The sequence below is a fragment of the Vibrio sp. JZG120 genome, assembly GCF_053890955.1.
On sequence record NZ_JBSRRK010000002.1, the window covers coordinates 202729 to 219725 of the forward strand.

Genomic DNA, 16997 nt, shown 5'->3' on the forward strand with positions numbered 1-16997 from the left:
GCGTCACTAAATGGTGGATACCAAAATCAAGAAGGTGTTAGTTTCCCCAAATCTGTTCAACAAACTCAGGGTGATCAATGAATGGATTGCGATTGCCCTGAAACTCAAACACTTGTTGATTGCGGTTTTGTTCTTTTTCACTAACCGGATCATTTTTGTGCCAACGTTTCAGCATATTTAACATCCAAGGTTCAAAAACCGTTGAACTTGAACCATCAAGCACAGCATCCGCATTGCTTGAATTGCCTTCCCAGTTACCTACAACATTTTCATAGCGGGTTGCCATGTAGAAATAAGCACGGGCGAAGTCGCCCTTAAACTCATCGATCGGCTCAAACACCGTACCGGAATAACCTAGGCTAGTACTTGCTTGACCAAGTTTAGAACCATTACTAGACACGTACGTCGCGGTGGCAACTTCACCAAATGGCCAGTTACTGCGCTTCGCGTTCACATAGCCATCGGTCGCAAACAAATGATGACCATCGGAGTTCATCGGCTCAACTTTGCCGCCAAACCAGCTTTTCGGGAACGAGTGTTCACGGTTGTAGCAATCCCCTTCTTGGCTATATTGACCACATTGGTCTGTCACTTTCGTGAAGCTGATAGCATCAGTGCCCGCAGGTTTCTCTGAATACATATCGAGAATAGAGCCATCATTTTCGTAATAACGATCAATATCGGCATCTTTTACCAAGGTCCACACCGCAGAATAACCTCGGCTAGTGTGGTTGTTGATGATGTTAAACAGCGCCGTTTTTAGAGCGTAGCCCGTCTTGCCAGACGCCGCTTGGTAGTAACCATCAACCACTGGTGGGGTTGAGGTTGAGTCACCTAACGTAAAGTCGGTGATTTCGCTTTTCGAGAATTCAGCGCCAGAAGCAAGAGTCTTATCTCCCACCTTCAACGCGTAAGACCCCGAACCATTGCCACAGCAAATGCCGTCGCCATAGCTGTCTTGAATCGTAAATTGGTAGTTACCATCGGCTAAACACATGGTCTTTTCAACAGTGGTTGACGACTCATACCCCTGACCAGAGAAAAGCACTTGCGCTTGGCTATTTTTCAACTCCCAGCTAGTTTCTGAGCCATAGTTGTCCGTCGTGAGTGTAAGAAGCACTTCATGATCACTACAACTTTCTACAGGAGGTTGTGTACTTGTCTCGGTCGGTTGAAAATTATCGATGTAGACAACTTCTGAGCCGTCAAAACCGGCCTCATCATAAAAACGCAACCCGACATTGATGGTCTTGTTCAAACTCGCAGTATAGTTATGCGCCAGCTCTTGCCACTGGTTTACCTGCTGCGGATCTGAGTAATTGTTGTAACCATCAACCACCAGACGTGCTTTTACATTTCCTTCGGTGTGATAAACCGAGACAGAAAACGGATAGGTTTTCCCTTGCTCCACATTAATGGTTTGCAAAAGGTCAGTGTTGCTTTGGGTACCTGTATTCACGACGACTTGAGCAGCCAGGCCGCCCGATTTGATTTGTTCGCTGCTTGGCGACACCGCGATGCCAGCGTCAATCACTGACCACTGCGTAGGCGCACTGCCATTCCACTGTTCAAAGTCACCATTGAGAATTTGGCTATATGCAAGCGGAGAGCTAATAACAGCAAGAAGACAGAGGGGTTTCGTTATGGATTTCATTATACTTTTCCATTAGCTATGTAAATCCCAAACACGATAAACATATTAGTAAGGCATAAGTAATCCTTCGGTCACACTTTTACGTTGCACAAGTGTTAATTTACTTTTTAATGTGCAGCTTATCTCACAAATATCTACCTGCCGAAAACAAACGCCAATGCAAAAAGCGAAGCAACCTGTTGGCTACATCGTTGGAAAACCATTAAGGGAAAAGTAAAACGGACGGAAAAAAGCCAAGTGTGCGCCTATGGGGGTCAGCAACAACACTTGGCTTGTGTATGAGAAAAGCTTCTGGTCAGCTCAACTGATGAGCGGTGATTCTGGATACTTCCTAGGGTGTAACCGCAAAGAATCGACCTTGTAATGGCGACATCGGAATTTGATATTGACCATTGCTTGGCGTAATTTTTTCATTCGTGAGCAGATCCACCAACTCACCAGTACTAACACTTTCCTGATTAAGAATAATTGTTCTCGCGCTTTTCGAAGTGTTTAGCGCAAACAGTACTTTGTCTGTACCAGATTGTTTCAAGTCCACATAACTGCCGTTACTCGCAACTAAATTCGTGCGTGACCCCTGATACAATGCTGGGTGCGCACTGCGCATCGTCATCAGCGATTTCACGTAAGCTTTGAGATCGGCTTGGTTTGCGTCAAGTGTCGCCGTCACACCTTCAATTTTTGCACTGCTGCGCGCAACGTGATCATCGCACAAACCTTGAATGGCGCAGGTGTTGTTGTCTTCTTTTGCGGCAAAACCATCCACTTGATCCCCGATTTCATCGCCGTAGTACAGCGTGATTGGCCCAGTGTAGGCAGCTTGGAAGGCAAACGCAGCTTTATGGCGTAACCAATATTCTGCATCATTCACATCCGCCAAGTTTCCGCGTTGCAACAAGTCACCAAAGCGCACTAAATCATGGTTGCCGATCATCAAATTCGGTTGCGCATGCGTTGGATATTGGTTGTGTGTGCTGTAGCCGTTGTCTAGCCAATCCACACCGCGACCACCCACGCCGCTCTCATTCACGGCCAAAGTTTCTACGATGCGATAGCGCATCGGGAAGTCAAATGCAGAGCACAATGCTGGATCGCTGTTCGATCCATACGCCTCATTCGCGATCTCATACTCCCCTTTCCAAATCTCTGCCACCATGTAACCCAACGGATTCACTTGTTCGCCTTTGCTATTGGTGTACGTGACACCTTGCGAGGCTTCATCGACAGCTTTACGAAGTTGTGTCCAAGCGTCTGTCGGAACTTGATAGGCTTGATCTAAACGCCAGCCGTCAATCTTCAGTTCTTTGATCCAATACGTTGCCACTTCTTTGTAGAAATCGAGACTGGCTGGGTAATCAACGGGGTTGCTCGATCCTGATGGCAACAAGCCGGAGGGAGATGGTTTGATCAAACCATCTTTGTGATGACCAAATACGCCATCAAAAAACACGTATAAGCCGCGTTTGTGTGCTTCATCGACCAGGGTTTTCGCGGTCGCTAAATCACCAAATTTTGGGTCGATCTTAAAGTAATCTGTCGCAAAATAGCCCGTGGCGTCCAAACGATCGGCCCAGTGATCTTGTCCTGCTATCGCTTCAGACTCAAAAATCGGCGTCAACCAAATCGCGTTCATCCCTAAATCTTGGATGTAATCAAGTGAATCAATCACCCCTTGCAAATCGCCATTATGGTGACTGGTGCCATAGCCCGTACCGTGACCAATGCTTGCATCACCATCCACAAAACTCTCGACCATGATTTGATAAGTACGAAGTTGGTTACTTTGCGCCATGACATTGGCTTGGCAAGCATAACTGGTATCCGGTAGCGGAGTGCTGCTATTAGTATCGCCACCACCAGAAGAATTACACGCAGATAAAGCACCAATCACACTTAACGCAAGCAGCGATCGATACAGGCGATGGTTACGTCGGACGTTACGCATTTTATTCTCCCTAACTTACTCAAATAACCTACAAACATTTGAGTAATAAAATTAACCCCAACATGCTTCCCATGTAGGGGTTAATAAATAAAAACAGATTTTAAATAACTGAATGGAATATTATTGACACTTATTTACCATAACATGAAGCGGTTTGCCTTTTCCTTCAAATTGAAGGCTCCAGACATATTTACCATCTTCTTTAATATCAACAGAAGTATCTGTACCGTAACCACCAAATGTTAGTGGTGTTAATTCACCAACGTTCATTCGATTCCCTTTAGCGGTAAATTGTGGGAACCACAACTCGGTCGCATACTGCATTTTGTAGGAACCTACTTTTTCTTGAACTACAGCTTGGTAGAAGTTATTCCCTTTGTAGGTGTATTGACGTTGAGGCACGTGTTTCCAGTCGGAATCCGCAAACGTACCCACCACAAACAGTGGTTTAGAAATTGGTCCTTTCGCCGTGCTATCTGGGTTGTCACACGCTTTCATGAAAGCAACCACTTCGTCTTGAGACATATTCACAACGGGCTCTGCGGCCGCTTCTGGTTCTGCAGTCGATTGACAACCCACTAAGGCAACAAGTAGGGCAGCAGCAAGAGAGGTCTTCATCATGTTCATTTCACGTAATTCCTTTTTAGTATATCCAAAGCAAAATAAACTCAACGTTTAAAAGAAATATTAATCGTTATTAAAATGGAAATATCAAACGCTAAATAAATATCGTCGGATTGCGAATTTAAATTACTTCGAGAAGTTTATTTATTTCCTAAGTACAAAAAATAAGTTAGGAACTGTCAATAATTATTGATCTAACCAATATAAAAAACAAAACAATAAAAATAATTATGTGAATAAGATAACTCTATGTAGGGGTATTTTTATTGGTTTATATTCTATGAAAAAAGGCCAGCATTTTGCTGGCCTTTTATATTCAATTATTTTTTATTTACGGCTTTCACAAACACTTGTTGCGCACCTTCAATACCCAGTTCTTTTGCTTCATCGAGCAAGGTGAGTGCTTTCGGAATATCGTTCGCTGCCACTGCCGCTTCAATTGAGCTGTGGTAGTAGCTAGTGAGATCCGTACCTTGAGGAATGTTGTCGTTTTTCGCAACAATCTTGGTATTCACGATATCATTTGCGGATACCGACAAACGGAACTGACCCAGTGGGCTGTGTTTCGCTAAAGGGTCTGCAATATCTGGCGGCTGAGTGTGGCGCGCCATGGCGAAGGCTTTTGCAGGATGCAGAACTTGCGTACTGCCTTTTAGATCAGCGGAAGTCGTGTACACCAATACATGCAGATCGTTACCTGTCATGTCTGGAATCACATTGAGATCAAGTACGAATTTATCATTGTCCAACAGTTTTGCTGGTTCGTACTTAAACTTTGAGAAATCTGCTTGGTAAATGGTTTCTCCTGCCGAGTTCATCACTGCGACATTAGGAGCATAAAATTGAAGTTCTTTACTTACGAATGTCTCTAATTTGATATCGAGACTGCCACGGTTGCCCGGAAGAGCAAACGCTGCAATAGCGCCAGCACTGTTACCATCCAACAGCATTTGGCTTTTATTAGTCAAAGCGAATTCAGTAACCACAGGTACATCAACCGTTACCCATTGAATATCACCCGATTGAGTGATCACTTGTTGCTGATCTTTTGGACTCATCTCTACTTGTTCTACGGACGCACAACCAGTAGCCAACATGCCCAGCAGTACGGGAGCAAGCCATTTTTTCATTACTGTCTACCTCGACTCTTTATTGTTTTTTAAATAAATACAGCCAGATAAGTTCTGGCTGTATCATTCTAGGACAATTTAGGACTTAGTGGTTAGATGATTACCACCAAGCTTCAGCTTGTACACCGAATTGGAACGTATCGTCTGAACGACCGTTGTCAAATGTGTTAGAGTTGTCTTCTTTGTCAGCCGTTAGGTAAGAAGCGTAAACACGGATTTCAGGACGAGCCCAGAAGCTAGAACCAGCAGACCATGCTTGAGCAACAGTTAGCTTACCGTATTTGTTTTCGTCGCCGTCGTTATCATCGATAGCGTAACCAGCTTCGAAGATAGTTTTGTGGTTGTCATCCCATTTGTACATTGGACGAACTACAACAGACATTGTTTCCCACTTGTCTTGGCCAGCCCACATGTCTTCACCAACACCGTAAACTAACTGGTGACCCATTTCCCAGCTGTCACCCATGCCGATTACACCCCAGTTGATTAGGCGGTAACCAGATGCACCGTTATCAGCTTCTGCGCCGTACCAGCTACCGTCGCCGTAGAATGCCATTGTTTTTGAGTAGCCTTCAGTACCGTACTGAAGCACTGTTTTGTTGAAACCAGCGTCTAGACCTTGAGTCAATTCTGCTGTGAACATTACGCCGTTTTTCGCATCTTTAGTGCCGTTTGGCGCAGCGTCAGTTTCGTTAAGGATTGCGTAGTTCAAGCCCATTTCTAGAGAACCGTTGTCCCATAGAGGAAGACCTGCATAACGTACGTCTAGAGTGTTAACGTTTGTATCGCCGCCATCGTTACCTGGATCTGCGATATCGCCACGGTCGTTACGAACCCAAGCGAAAGAAACTTTACCTGGACCAGCTTCGATACCTTCAACACCAGCGCCCGCGCCAGAGATGTTCCAGTAGTAGAAGTCAGAGATATGAATGTCGTGACGTTGGTAGTAGCGCTTACCAGCCCAAAGTGTTGCTTCTGGAGCAAAGTTTAGTAGGCCTTTAGCTTGAACGTTGAATTGACGTAGTGCGAATTGTGCATCGTCAACACATTTCACTTCGCCGTTATCCAAACCACAGTTAGCAGAAGTGCTTTCCCAGTCGTTTGAACCATTAGAAGTCATTGCAACCATAGAGTCTACGTAGAACGTTTTGCCGTTGTTGTTGTAAACTTCTTTACCTAGTTGAATCTCGCCGTAGATATCGCTTTCATTACCTAGACGACCGATCTTGTTCTTTTCGAATGTTAATTGTTGACCACCGTCAGCGTTCACGCCAACGCCAGCACGCATGTAACCGTGGAAATCCACTGCGAACGCAGAACCAGCAGCTAAAGTTGCAGCCACAGCAGCAGCAATTGCACTTACTTTTTTCATTCTTAACTCCATTAAGGGTATTTATAATTCTGTCTTCCCTGCTCACTCTTTTAGGTGAATATAGGCAGTAAAAACACACCTAAAGAAAGAGAGGTAAGATGGGAACGAATCCCCGTTTGTTTCAACAGTTATGAGATTACCCGAGGCGTACAGGGATGACTTCCTCCGCCCCAAACTAATTTAGGGGGGATGAGAAGGGAGTAGAAAATTTACCGAATGGTGTTTTTTCGAGTTAGATCACCAATCTAGGGAGGAATTAGTAAGTTTATTCGGTTTTGAGCCGCTACAAAGTGATAGCCATTTCATATTTTTGACTCTAAGCCGTCACATAAAGTAATTAAATTACATGAATATTTTTATATTTAGGGTGGTTGACCTTAGTAAGACAAAGTTTTTAACTTATAGTTTCCTAAAGGTAGCAATAAATATTAAATAAAGTATCTCCGATGACACGACTTCTCTCTCGCCCTTACCCCTTGGGTGCAACTGTAAATAAAGAAGGTTGTAACTTCTCTATTCACGCACCAGGGAATAAAGACATAAAACTCGCCCTGTTTGCAGACGATGGCAGTTACGCGCTTCATGATTTACCGAATGAATACGCTGGCATACGTCATACTTTTATTCCGGATATTAAGCCGGGGCAAAAATACGGTTACCTTGTCTCCCACAAGGAAGAGCCACTATTAATTTCTGACCCTTACGCAAAGTCAATTGATAAAGCCCTCCACTACCACCCTCCCTACTCTCCAGCCAAAAGTTTCGATATGCCGAAGTGCATCGTTATCGAAGATAATTTTGACTGGCAAGATACGGATCATCCGCGTATACCCAGAGAAGAGATGGTGTTGTTTGAGACACACGTCAAAGGGCTTACCCAACTCCACCCAGAAGTTGAGGACAAACTGAAGGGGCGCTATTTAGGTCTAGCGTCACCTGAAATGCTGGCCTTTTATGAACAGCAAAACATCAACACGCTGCAATTGCTACCTGTCGCTGCGTGCATGCATGAGCCTCACCTACTAGAGATGGAAAAGGTCAACTATTGGGGGTACAACCCTTATCTCTTTATGGTGCCTGATCCGCGCTATGCAGAAAAAGACGCCGTCACAGAGCTCAAAACAACGATTCGAGAACTGCACAAAAACGGCATCGAAGTGATTCTCGACGTAGTTTACAACCACACCGCAGAGGGGGGGGAAGGGCCTACAATTTTCAACCTGAAAGCGCTCGATTCCCGTTTTTACATCAAACATGGCAACCACTTCGCAAATTACACTGGTTGTGGCAACACGGTCGATCTCACCTATCAACCCGCTTTAAACCTTGTAATGGATACATTGCGCTACTGGGTTAGCGAATTTAAAGTCGATGGCTTCCGTTTTGACTTGGCTGCAACGTTAGGTCGACAGGGCGATGATTACAACCCAGAAGCGGCTTTCTTTAAAGCCGTCGCGCAAGACCCAATTTTGCGTGAAACCAAATTGATTGCCGAACCTTGGGATATTGGTCCAAATGGCTACCAAGTGGGTAACTTTCCATTTGGCTGGAACGAGTGTAATGACAAACTGCGTGATATTTCCCGCAGTTTTTGGCGCGGTGATCAAGGCTATTTAAAAGAGTTTGCCACTCGATTAATGGGCTCTCGTGACATTTATAGTGCAGCGAACTGGCCATACAAACTCACGGTGAATTACATCACGTATCACGATGGCTTCACACTGCAAGATTTAGTGTCTTACAAGCACAAACATAACGAAGCTAATGGCGAAGAAAATCGCGACGGCCACGGTGACAATCGCTCAGAAAACTACGGTGTCGAAGGCGAGACGGAAAACCTGATGATCATCGCCACGCGTGAGAAGCAAAAACGCAACCTTATTGCCAGCTTGCTGTTTGCTTTTGGAATCCCACACATCCTCACTGCTGACGTGCTGTCTCACACCCAAGGCGGTAACAATAATGCCTATTGCCAAGATAACGAAACCAGTTGGCTTAACTGGGGAGAAACGGAGCGTAAGCAACATTTCAAAACGTGGATGTCACAAATGGTCGCCAACCGAAATCAATACATGGTGCCATTTATCCGAGCTTTCAGTGGCGAAAACCGCAATAACAACCGCATTTTCTGGCGCCGAACAGACGGTCGCTTAATGGAGCATGATGATTGGAACCGTTTAAGCTCTGTCGCACTTCACCTTGGCATCGGTAAAGAAGGACAAGAGCTGGTCTATCTCATCAACCAAACTAACGCTACAGCGCGCTTTAAGCTCCCTAATGAGCGAAAGCAAGAATGGGTAACGATCTGCGACACAAACGTACGTAACCTCAATCCAGGACATGCTGAAGGCGAGGTTTTGCTATCACCTACTTCGATGGTAATTTTGCATTACCAGCCGAAATTGGAGCAATCATAGAGCAATAGCCCTGAAAGCTTATATACACGACTTTAATAGTAAAAGACCCGAAGTCCGTTAACGACTTCGGGTCCATTTAGTGTTGTAAGCATTAATGAACCTCTGTATATTTATGAGCCATTACAGTATATGAACCAAATTAAAAAGGCGTATAGTCCATATGGCTACTTATCTTTACACACGTTACTCGCCAAAGAATCGAGCTTATCAAGAGCACCTCGGTGTCCTAAAAGCGTTCGTGCCTGACGCCCAACATTTTGAGGATAAGGTTCGCGGTTGCATGCCTCCAGCAGAACGAGAAGCTTTCCAACAGCTACTCAATATCGTCAAAGCAGGTGATACGATTGTGCTCTGGTGGCTAACGGCATTTGGTCGAGATTTTAGTCAGGCGTTAAATACAATAAAAGTATTACTAGCAAAAGGGGTCACACTGAAAACCGTTTGTGAACCACTCACATTTGAACCGGATTCTGTTCAAACTCAAACGCTACTCACCGTGTTATCTGGATATGGAAAAGTGCAGACTGAACATCGCCTGTTTGCCGCAGAGCAAGGACGGCAAGCCATTAAAGATCAACCAGATTTGTGGAAACAGAAATTTCGCGGACGCCCAGCAGACAAAACTAAACACCAACAGATCGCAACGTTGCTGTTAGAAGGCTATACGTTGAAGAGTGTTTCGGAGCAGTGTGATGTCAGCCTATCTACCGTAAAACGCGTCAAATCTAAGTTAAATGAAGTGGATGATGAAGGCTGCCTCAGAACACGAAAGCAAAGAGGTTATTCTGATGGTGATCCATCATGAGTCGCCCAATCAACTTTCGCACTATCTTACTCGCCTGTCTTATTATCAGTGTTGGCCAATTGAGCATGGGGCTTGTTATGCCCTCTTTGCCATGGATCGCAAAAGACTTTTCTATCTCCCTTGATCAAGCCCAACTGCTTGTGAGTATTTACTTACTCGGTTTTGGTCCCTCTCAGTTCATTTACGGTCCGGTATCGGATGCTTTGGGTCGAAAAAAAGTACTATTGACGGGTTTGCTCATCGCGATGTCTGGTCTATTAATGATCATTTTCCTCAGTGACACCTTCACAGGCATGGTGATGGGGCGTTTTCTACAAGGCTTAGGAACTGGATGCTGCGCGGTACTCGCGAGAGCATCGACTCGAGATAGATTTAGCGGTGATGAGCTCCCTGTTGCCATGTCTTATATCGCTATGGCAGCTTCGATCACGCCACTCATTGCGCCTGTGATTGGCGGCTTTATCAACTTCCACTTTGGTTGGAGTATGGTGTTCATTTCACTGCTAGGTTATGTCTCACTCGCTTGGGTAATCATCGCCTTTAAGTTTACAGAAACCATAGCGAAACGATCTGTTATTCCGTCACCACGCAACATGCTTTTCCAGTATCGAGACTTGGTGACGTCACGTTACTTTATGAGTTTTGCCAGCATCAGTTGGTTAAACTTCAGCCTGATGATAACGACCGTGTCCGTGATGCCATTTATCATGCAAGACCAAATTGGCATGACATCCGATCAATACGCAATGTGGGCACTCATTCCCGCTTTAGGTATGTTAGGCGGCACCACGATTTGTAACCGAGTAAGGCCAATTATCGGCAACAAAAGAATGCTACTTTGTAGTCCATTCCTGCATCTCAGTGCTGCAATATGGTTGTTCTTCTGCCCGGTAGAACCGCTGTATTTAATGTTGGGGCAACTATTAATGATCTTAGGTAACGGCATTGCCCTACCTTGCGCGCAAGCCATGGTAATGCAACCCTACAAAAAGCAGGCTGGTGCTGCAGCAGCCATGTCTGGAGGTGGACAAATGATCGTATCCTCATTGGTCAGCTTAACATTGGTACAGCTTGGTTTAAGCCAAGCCTGGCATCTATCAATCGTTATTGCGGTGTTTGCAGCCATAACGCTCACCAATATTCAACGAGGTTTTGGAGCAGATCAACCTTCAGAACAGTAACGAAAAGACTTACTATTGTCCTTATAATTAAGAACACATCGTATAAGCTTTAACTAAGGATAAGTTGGCGGGTACTAACATGATGTTGCATTTACGAATTGGCGTGCTACTACTCGCCACTTTTATATCCGCTGGCACCGCCGCGAAAGCCAACGAGTACTGGCAATTTGATAGTGACGATAACGGAATCACTATCTACTCTCGAGAGCATACCGGCGGTTTAGTTGAGATTCGTGCTCGGATGTTCACACCCACCAGCTATGGCGCATTTTTAACGCTATTAGAAGATAGTGACAATATCCCGAACTGGATTGACAATGCCAGTCATAGCCGGGTTTTAAATCAAATATCAGCCACCGAAAACATCGTTTATACCCGATTTACAGCGCCATGGCCTGCAAAAAATCGTGATATGCTCACCTACTCTAAATATTGGGTCGATGAACTTGGGTTCACGATAAAAATCAAAAGCGCACCAGACTCATATCTTGCTGAACAAAAGGGCTATGTTCGCATTCGTTCGGTTGATGCAACTTGGGAATTACAAAAGCTCACTAATGGCACGACACTCATTGACTACAAAGCGTTTGCTGACCCCGGAGGCCTTTTGCCAATCTGGCTAATCAACAAACTATCAAAACAAAGTGCACGAGCAACATTTAGTAATCTAAGGAAAGAGTTACCAAAATATCAGCAATACTCCCATCCTCAGATAAAGGAGTAAACTTCACGTTTGCTCTTTAATTACGATTACGGTGTTTGACAAAAGAGCCCACAAAAGAGGCGAAGGCTAACCCCAAAAAGAGCCAAAACAAAGGGATAAACCCAAATGACTCTACTAATAAGCCATTTTCATCTACGTAAGAGCCTTGAGCGTGGTACGCAATTAAACATGCCACACCACTCAAAAACAAAACTATGCTCAGTTTATATTTACGAATAAACCCCATCTAAACCTCAAGCAATCAATTGATATGTTTTCGACATATTGCCACCGTATATAGTTCACTCAAAAAACATAGTGTCTCTATGTTTGCTCTAATCTTTATTAAAGGCCTTTTAGTCAGAGATAAAATAAAAACCCAAACATAAAGAATAAAAAGTCAAATTTAACTCAAAATATTATATGCGTTCTCAGAACTATCTTGACCTTTTTTCTCACATATACAGTGTAATTGTTATCATTTTGTTTGCTCAATGCTGCCAAAAATCGTTCACACCTCTCCCAAAATAATTAGTGTTCTAAATATTTTTATTGCTCTATACAAAAACAAATTAAACAACAAAAGACCTTTAAAATCAAAACTTAAGATTCATAAATCAATTGTAAAACAATAATAGCAACGAGTTGACCTCTTCATTTCTTTCGCTTTTTTAATTGAACGTCTAATCAAGTTAACGCACAATGCCATCGACAACTCACATAATAAATCATGAAAAAAAGGAAGTGTCTTCATGCATAATTTTTCAAAAAGTGCAGTGGCAACTTTAATCTATGGCCTTTTGCTTGGAACTTCAGCGAATGCGGGAGTGAGTATCACACAAGGAAAGACCACGATCCCCGATGGCGAAGCTACACACGCTCAAGACATTACCGTTCAAAACGAACATGTCGCCTTCGCTCTCGCTGTTGAATCCGCACCACCATGGGGCGTACCGCGAGGAACATTAGTCGATTTGGCAGCAGTAAAGAATGGCAAAGTAGACCTTGACCGTGTTGCCTTTGCTGACTTCATTCCTAACAGCTGGTCCGCATGGCCGAATGATCGCAAATCCATTGAAATTATCGAAGACAGCGACAATAAAGCGGTCATTAAAGTGAGCCGCAACTTCGATAACGTTGATATCACAACATGGTATACACTCGCTTCTGGATCTGACTCAATTGCGCTTAAAACGGTCATGACCAACCAAGGTAAAAAAGATCTCGCGTTAGAATCAGGGCACACCATTTGGCCAGACACTGGCTACCAATTTGCCGTGCCGGGGTTGGAAGGGAAAGAAGAATCCATGGCCGACCATGCCCTCGCCGATCGCATGGTCGCTTATGATCGAGACTGGGCCTTTGCACTTCATGCTCCTTATTTTGATCGCGTCAAATACAATGGTCGTGATATGTACCTAGGGCATACCTTGAAAGCAGGAGAAAGCCGCACTTTCCAATCCCGATTACAAGTGGTTCCAAATGGAGACATGGCCCCCATTGTCAAGGCAGAAGCTGACCGACTAGGACAAGCGACAGGCACCATCAACGGCCAATTACGCGCAGATAATGGTCGTGTTCCTGAAGATGCTATCGTGATGATCGAAAAAGAAGGACAACCCTATGCCTGGACATTGGCCAAAGATGGCCAGTACAGCATGGCGCTGCCTGAGGGTGAGTACCAAATCTACGGCACAGCGACTGGTCACGCAAACAGCGAGCTGCAATCGATTCAAGTGGCGAGAAATAGCGAGCAAACACTCGATTTTACGTCTCTAAAACGCCCAGCAACTCTCTCACTTCAAGTTGAAGAGGCAACATCAGGTCTGGCCAAAGATGCGAGAATCACCATCCTTGAAGGTCAAGCGCCACCGGTTGAATTTTTGGGTAAACGCACCTTCTTTACCGATCTGCTGCCTGCAGGTCATGCGGAGCTAAAACTGGCACCCGGTCAATACAAATTAGGTATCAACTCTGGTGGAGGTTTTACAGCTAAAACCCAAACATTAGACGTAACCCTAACGTCCGGTAAAACGACGAAGCAACGAGTAGAAGTGCCTCAAGTGACGTTTCCTAACCGTCAGCATTGGTATGGCGCAGATTTACACCATCATGGCAACGTGTTGGAAGGCGTTACTCCGCCAGAAATTGTTGTGCGTGCTCAATTGGCAACGGATCTTGATCTGACTTTCATTAGCGATCATGACTCAACCATTAACCACCAAACGTTTGCAGAACTATCTGCGAAACGTGGCGTGCCTTTCATCCCGTCGATCGAAGTTTCGCCATCATGGGGACATATGAATCCATTTCCTATCGATAATGGCGCCGATCTAAAGGTCGATCCTGGCACTGCTGACGTTCACACGTTACTTGACGCCGTACATGAGATGGGGGCTGAAGTCGTACCGATGAACCATCCATACAACGATTATGGCTACTTTACGAACATCGCTAAAAATGCAGTCCCTGGTGGTAAAACGGATCGCTTCGACCTTATGGAGCTTAATGCGCGCGTAGACAATGAACCAACGTTGAAGAAAGCGCATAAACTCTGGGATCAAGGTGAAGCAATGTACTTTACGGCGGGAACCGACACCCACGATGCGTGGAACCAACTCACGGGGCAGATTCGAATGATGGCAAGAGTCGATGGCGAGCTAACGCCGTCGAAGTTTGCGCAAGCACTTAAAGCCGGCCATGGCTACGCAACACAAGGCCCTATTCTTTATCCGCAAAACATTATGTTTGGTGAAACAGCAACAGCTGGCGATACGTGGGACATCCACGTCGTTGCAGCCGATGGTCTAAAAGAAATTCGATTGATCGGTAAAGGCGGCAACGTGCTGAATACCCTGACGATTAACCCGAAAGCTGATACTCAACGCATAGAGCTGTCGCTACCTATACCTAGCGACGCAGAGGGATGGATAAGTTTAGAAGTCGAAGATAAAGACGGCAGCACGGCCTGGAGTAACCCTGTTTGGTTGCAGTCATAGTCTTGATGAACGTCCGACTCGATGGTAAACAAACCTGAGTTCTACGATGAAATAAAGGCGGCACTGCGCCGCCTTTTTCTACTCGATGTTTTACTGCTGTGCAACCGTCACGGGTTTGGTCGCACCACGGTAATCAAACTCAAAACCAATACCTTGATCTGTTACATCCATCGTCATACCACCAACAAGCTCGCCTTGTAAGCTTTTCATAACATCATCAGGTAACGGCTCACCAGTCACGGCTGACGCACTTTCCAACACTTCCAAAATGCGTTCTGAATCGAAGTCAAAACTGAACAAGCCATTTGGAGAAAGTGGTTGTGCCATCACTTCTTTGCTCGCGTCTTCGGCATTCTCACCACTGTAGAGCGTAAAATGGTTTTCGTTTAAGCGAGCAAACACATCCATCTTCAAGCCTGTGTGCATTTCTAGCAGGTCACTGACATTAACTGGCTGGTTATCCGGCTGAATTTGTAATTGAGCAAGTTCAGGGACAAACATTTGCGCGGTTTGAATCAGCATCATTGGATCATTGGCAGATAGAGACAACATACCATCTAGCTGGCTAAATACTTCACCGTGCTGAGCATTAGTGTCAACGTGGATATCAAACATTTGCAGGCTTAATCCTTTCAGGCCGTTAACCATGCCGGAGCCCATGCTCACGGCTGCGGCTGGGTTTTGGCCACCCATCTCTTGCTGCATTTGTGTCAATAAAGAACATTGGTACTGAGGCTGAGTCAAGTCGCTCCAAATCTGACCAATCGATGGCGCTAGCGTATTAATGTCTAAACCAAGCGCCATGCTAAAGAAGCTCTTATCATTGTTCGATTCTGCCAAAACGCCACGAATCGACTTAAGCGCATCTAAAATCACTTTATTTTTCGATTCAACAACAAAAGCACCTTTAATGAATGCCTGCTCGCCTTTCAACTTGTATTCCGCAAATGCGACGGATTGAGGCCAGTTTTCTGCAACTTGAGTAAGTTCAGTATGACAGGCTGGTGAACGCATCTCCTGAATAGTCGGCTCAGGATCAATGGCATCCAGCATGCTGACTTGACGCGCAAAGATATTGCCATCTTTCGTCGTCAAACCTTTAACCAATTCACGGTGATCAAAGTAACCGAAAGAGTTATTGTTTTCGCCGTATTTAGCCTGCAACGCCGTTAGGCGTCCACTCTCCGCAATGTTTTGACTTGGTGACTCAAGTCCCAATGCCATTTTAAGCGGGTTTTGAACACCCAGTTGCGGAATATCAACCGTTAACGTAAGTACGTTGTCAACCACGGCAACAACCAAGCCAATGCCATCTTGCGGGTCAACCGAATCTGTCATCTCGTAACGACGAAACTCAACTTCACCGAGTTTAACCAGCTCGTGCTTAGCACCGCTCATCTGCTCTTCGTGATCCAATGTTTTCCATAACGCGGCAGGGTCTTCAATCTTCAATTTGTACACTGGTACCATACCGATTGTGTACAACACAGGGTTAATATTTTCTCCGGTACCTAAGTAGGCTTTTAACGTTTCTGGCGATGCTGCGCTCTCCAGATATCCATCAAACAAGTTAACGGCAAACTGTTGCTGTGGAGAAAGTGGTTCATCGGCAAAAAGTTCAGCAATCGAGCCTTGGTTAGCCGTGCCAAATGCATTCATGTATTTATAATGATTAAAAGGTTCCGTCTGATACGTCACCATGAGCGAATCCACAGGAACTTGCGAAAGTAGTGATACTGAATCACTCGAGGTAGTATTGTTTTGGTACAGGTAGCCAGCGCCCCCTGCAGCTGCGACCACTGCTGTAGCCAATAGTAGTTTTTTCACGACCAACTCCGTTGTCATAGTTATGTGTTCCTAAGCGAAATATCACGCTTAGGTTTAAAGCCTTTGAATAGCACTTTTATATCGACCGCTATCATAAACAAGTTATCGATATAATGAATGTCGGTTTGATAAATTATCCAACATTTATAAGGTAAACCGTGAAGTAAGTTGAATTGCGTGAGGATGCTATTGGCAATATTCACAATCTAATTTCTCGGATAACCACCTTACAAATCAAAATCTTCAGTTCAATAAAGCGATTTGGAGTAACTACGACCAAAAGCGCTAGGATATTAAATCTTTATTGAGTCTTTTATCTAATATCTGAAAACGCCTCACG

At 44.7% G+C, this 16997-nt stretch carries 12 protein-coding genes; 5 read left to right on the top strand and 7 right to left on the bottom strand.

Annotated features, from left to right (window positions below):
* Window positions 1-37: 37 nt before the first annotated feature.
* From ACWPOD_RS06765 to ACWPOD_RS06785, 5 genes are all read right to left on the bottom strand, one after another.
* On the bottom strand, window positions 38-1654 hold the full coding sequence (locus ACWPOD_RS06765) for an endonuclease (RefSeq protein WP_456231702.1): 1617 nt from the start codon (window positions 1652-1654) through the stop codon (window positions 38-40).
* Window positions 1655-1985: 331 nt separating this feature from the next.
* Window positions 1986-3599, bottom strand: coding sequence for an alpha-amylase family glycosyl hydrolase (locus tag ACWPOD_RS06770; RefSeq protein WP_456231703.1), 1614 nt, complete (start codon window positions 3597-3599; stop codon window positions 1986-1988).
* Between the two features lie 120 nt (window positions 3600-3719).
* A complete protein-coding gene (locus tag ACWPOD_RS06775) occupies window positions 3720-4226 on the bottom strand; it encodes a hypothetical protein (protein WP_006740821.1) in 507 nt (168 codons plus the stop codon).
* A gap of 317 nt (window positions 4227-4543) precedes the next feature.
* Window positions 4544-5353 (bottom strand): MalM family protein, encoded by an 810-nt coding sequence (locus tag ACWPOD_RS06780; protein WP_167427807.1) that lies wholly within the window; start codon window positions 5351-5353, stop codon window positions 4544-4546.
* Between the two features lie 100 nt (window positions 5354-5453).
* Window positions 5454-6725, bottom strand: a complete 1272-nt coding sequence (locus ACWPOD_RS06785; protein WP_006740823.1) for a maltoporin — start codon at window positions 6723-6725, stop codon at window positions 5454-5456.
* A gap of 446 nt (window positions 6726-7171) precedes the next feature.
* Here ACWPOD_RS06785 and glgX point away from each other — a divergent pair, with 446 nt between their 5' ends.
* The 4 genes from glgX to ACWPOD_RS06805 all read left to right on the top strand — a co-directional run bounded on the left by glgX (window position 7172) and on the right by ACWPOD_RS06805 (window position 11852).
* Window positions 7172-9142: a glycogen debranching protein GlgX gene (glgX, locus tag ACWPOD_RS06790; RefSeq protein ID WP_167427808.1), complete on the top strand. Its 1971-nt coding sequence runs from the start codon at window positions 7172-7174 to the stop codon at window positions 9140-9142.
* 160 nt (window positions 9143-9302) lie between these two features.
* Window positions 9303-9947: a recombinase family protein gene (locus ACWPOD_RS06795; RefSeq protein WP_109169267.1), complete on the top strand. Its 645-nt coding sequence runs from the start codon at window positions 9303-9305 to the stop codon at window positions 9945-9947.
* On the top strand, window positions 9944-11128 hold the full coding sequence (locus tag ACWPOD_RS06800; RefSeq protein WP_456231704.1) for a multidrug effflux MFS transporter: 1185 nt from the start codon (window positions 9944-9946) through the stop codon (window positions 11126-11128). The genes ACWPOD_RS06795 and ACWPOD_RS06800 overlap by 4 nt, the downstream gene beginning before the upstream one ends.
* A gap of 79 nt (window positions 11129-11207) precedes the next feature.
* On the top strand, window positions 11208-11852 hold the full coding sequence (locus tag ACWPOD_RS06805; protein WP_446602614.1) for an START domain-containing protein: 645 nt from the start codon (window positions 11208-11210) through the stop codon (window positions 11850-11852).
* Window positions 11853-11868: 16 nt separating this feature from the next.
* Here ACWPOD_RS06805 and ACWPOD_RS06810 read toward each other — a convergent pair whose 3' ends face one another.
* Window positions 11869-12078, bottom strand: coding sequence for a DUF3955 domain-containing protein (locus tag ACWPOD_RS06810; RefSeq protein WP_085342484.1), 210 nt, complete (start codon window positions 12076-12078; stop codon window positions 11869-11871).
* Between the two features lie 505 nt (window positions 12079-12583).
* On the opposite strand from ACWPOD_RS06810, the gene ACWPOD_RS06815 reads away from it, so the two are divergent.
* Window positions 12584-14830, top strand: a complete 2247-nt coding sequence (locus ACWPOD_RS06815; RefSeq protein WP_456231705.1) for a CehA/McbA family metallohydrolase — start codon at window positions 12584-12586, stop codon at window positions 14828-14830.
* A 90-nt stretch (window positions 14831-14920) separates the two neighbouring features.
* On the opposite strand, the gene ACWPOD_RS06820 is transcribed toward ACWPOD_RS06815, so the two are convergent.
* The gene (locus ACWPOD_RS06820; RefSeq protein ID WP_456231706.1) at window positions 14921-16675 is read right to left on the bottom strand and encodes a hypothetical protein; all 1755 of its coding nucleotides are present in this window, start codon (window positions 16673-16675) and stop codon (window positions 14921-14923) included.
* Window positions 16676-16997 lie beyond the last annotated feature (322 nt).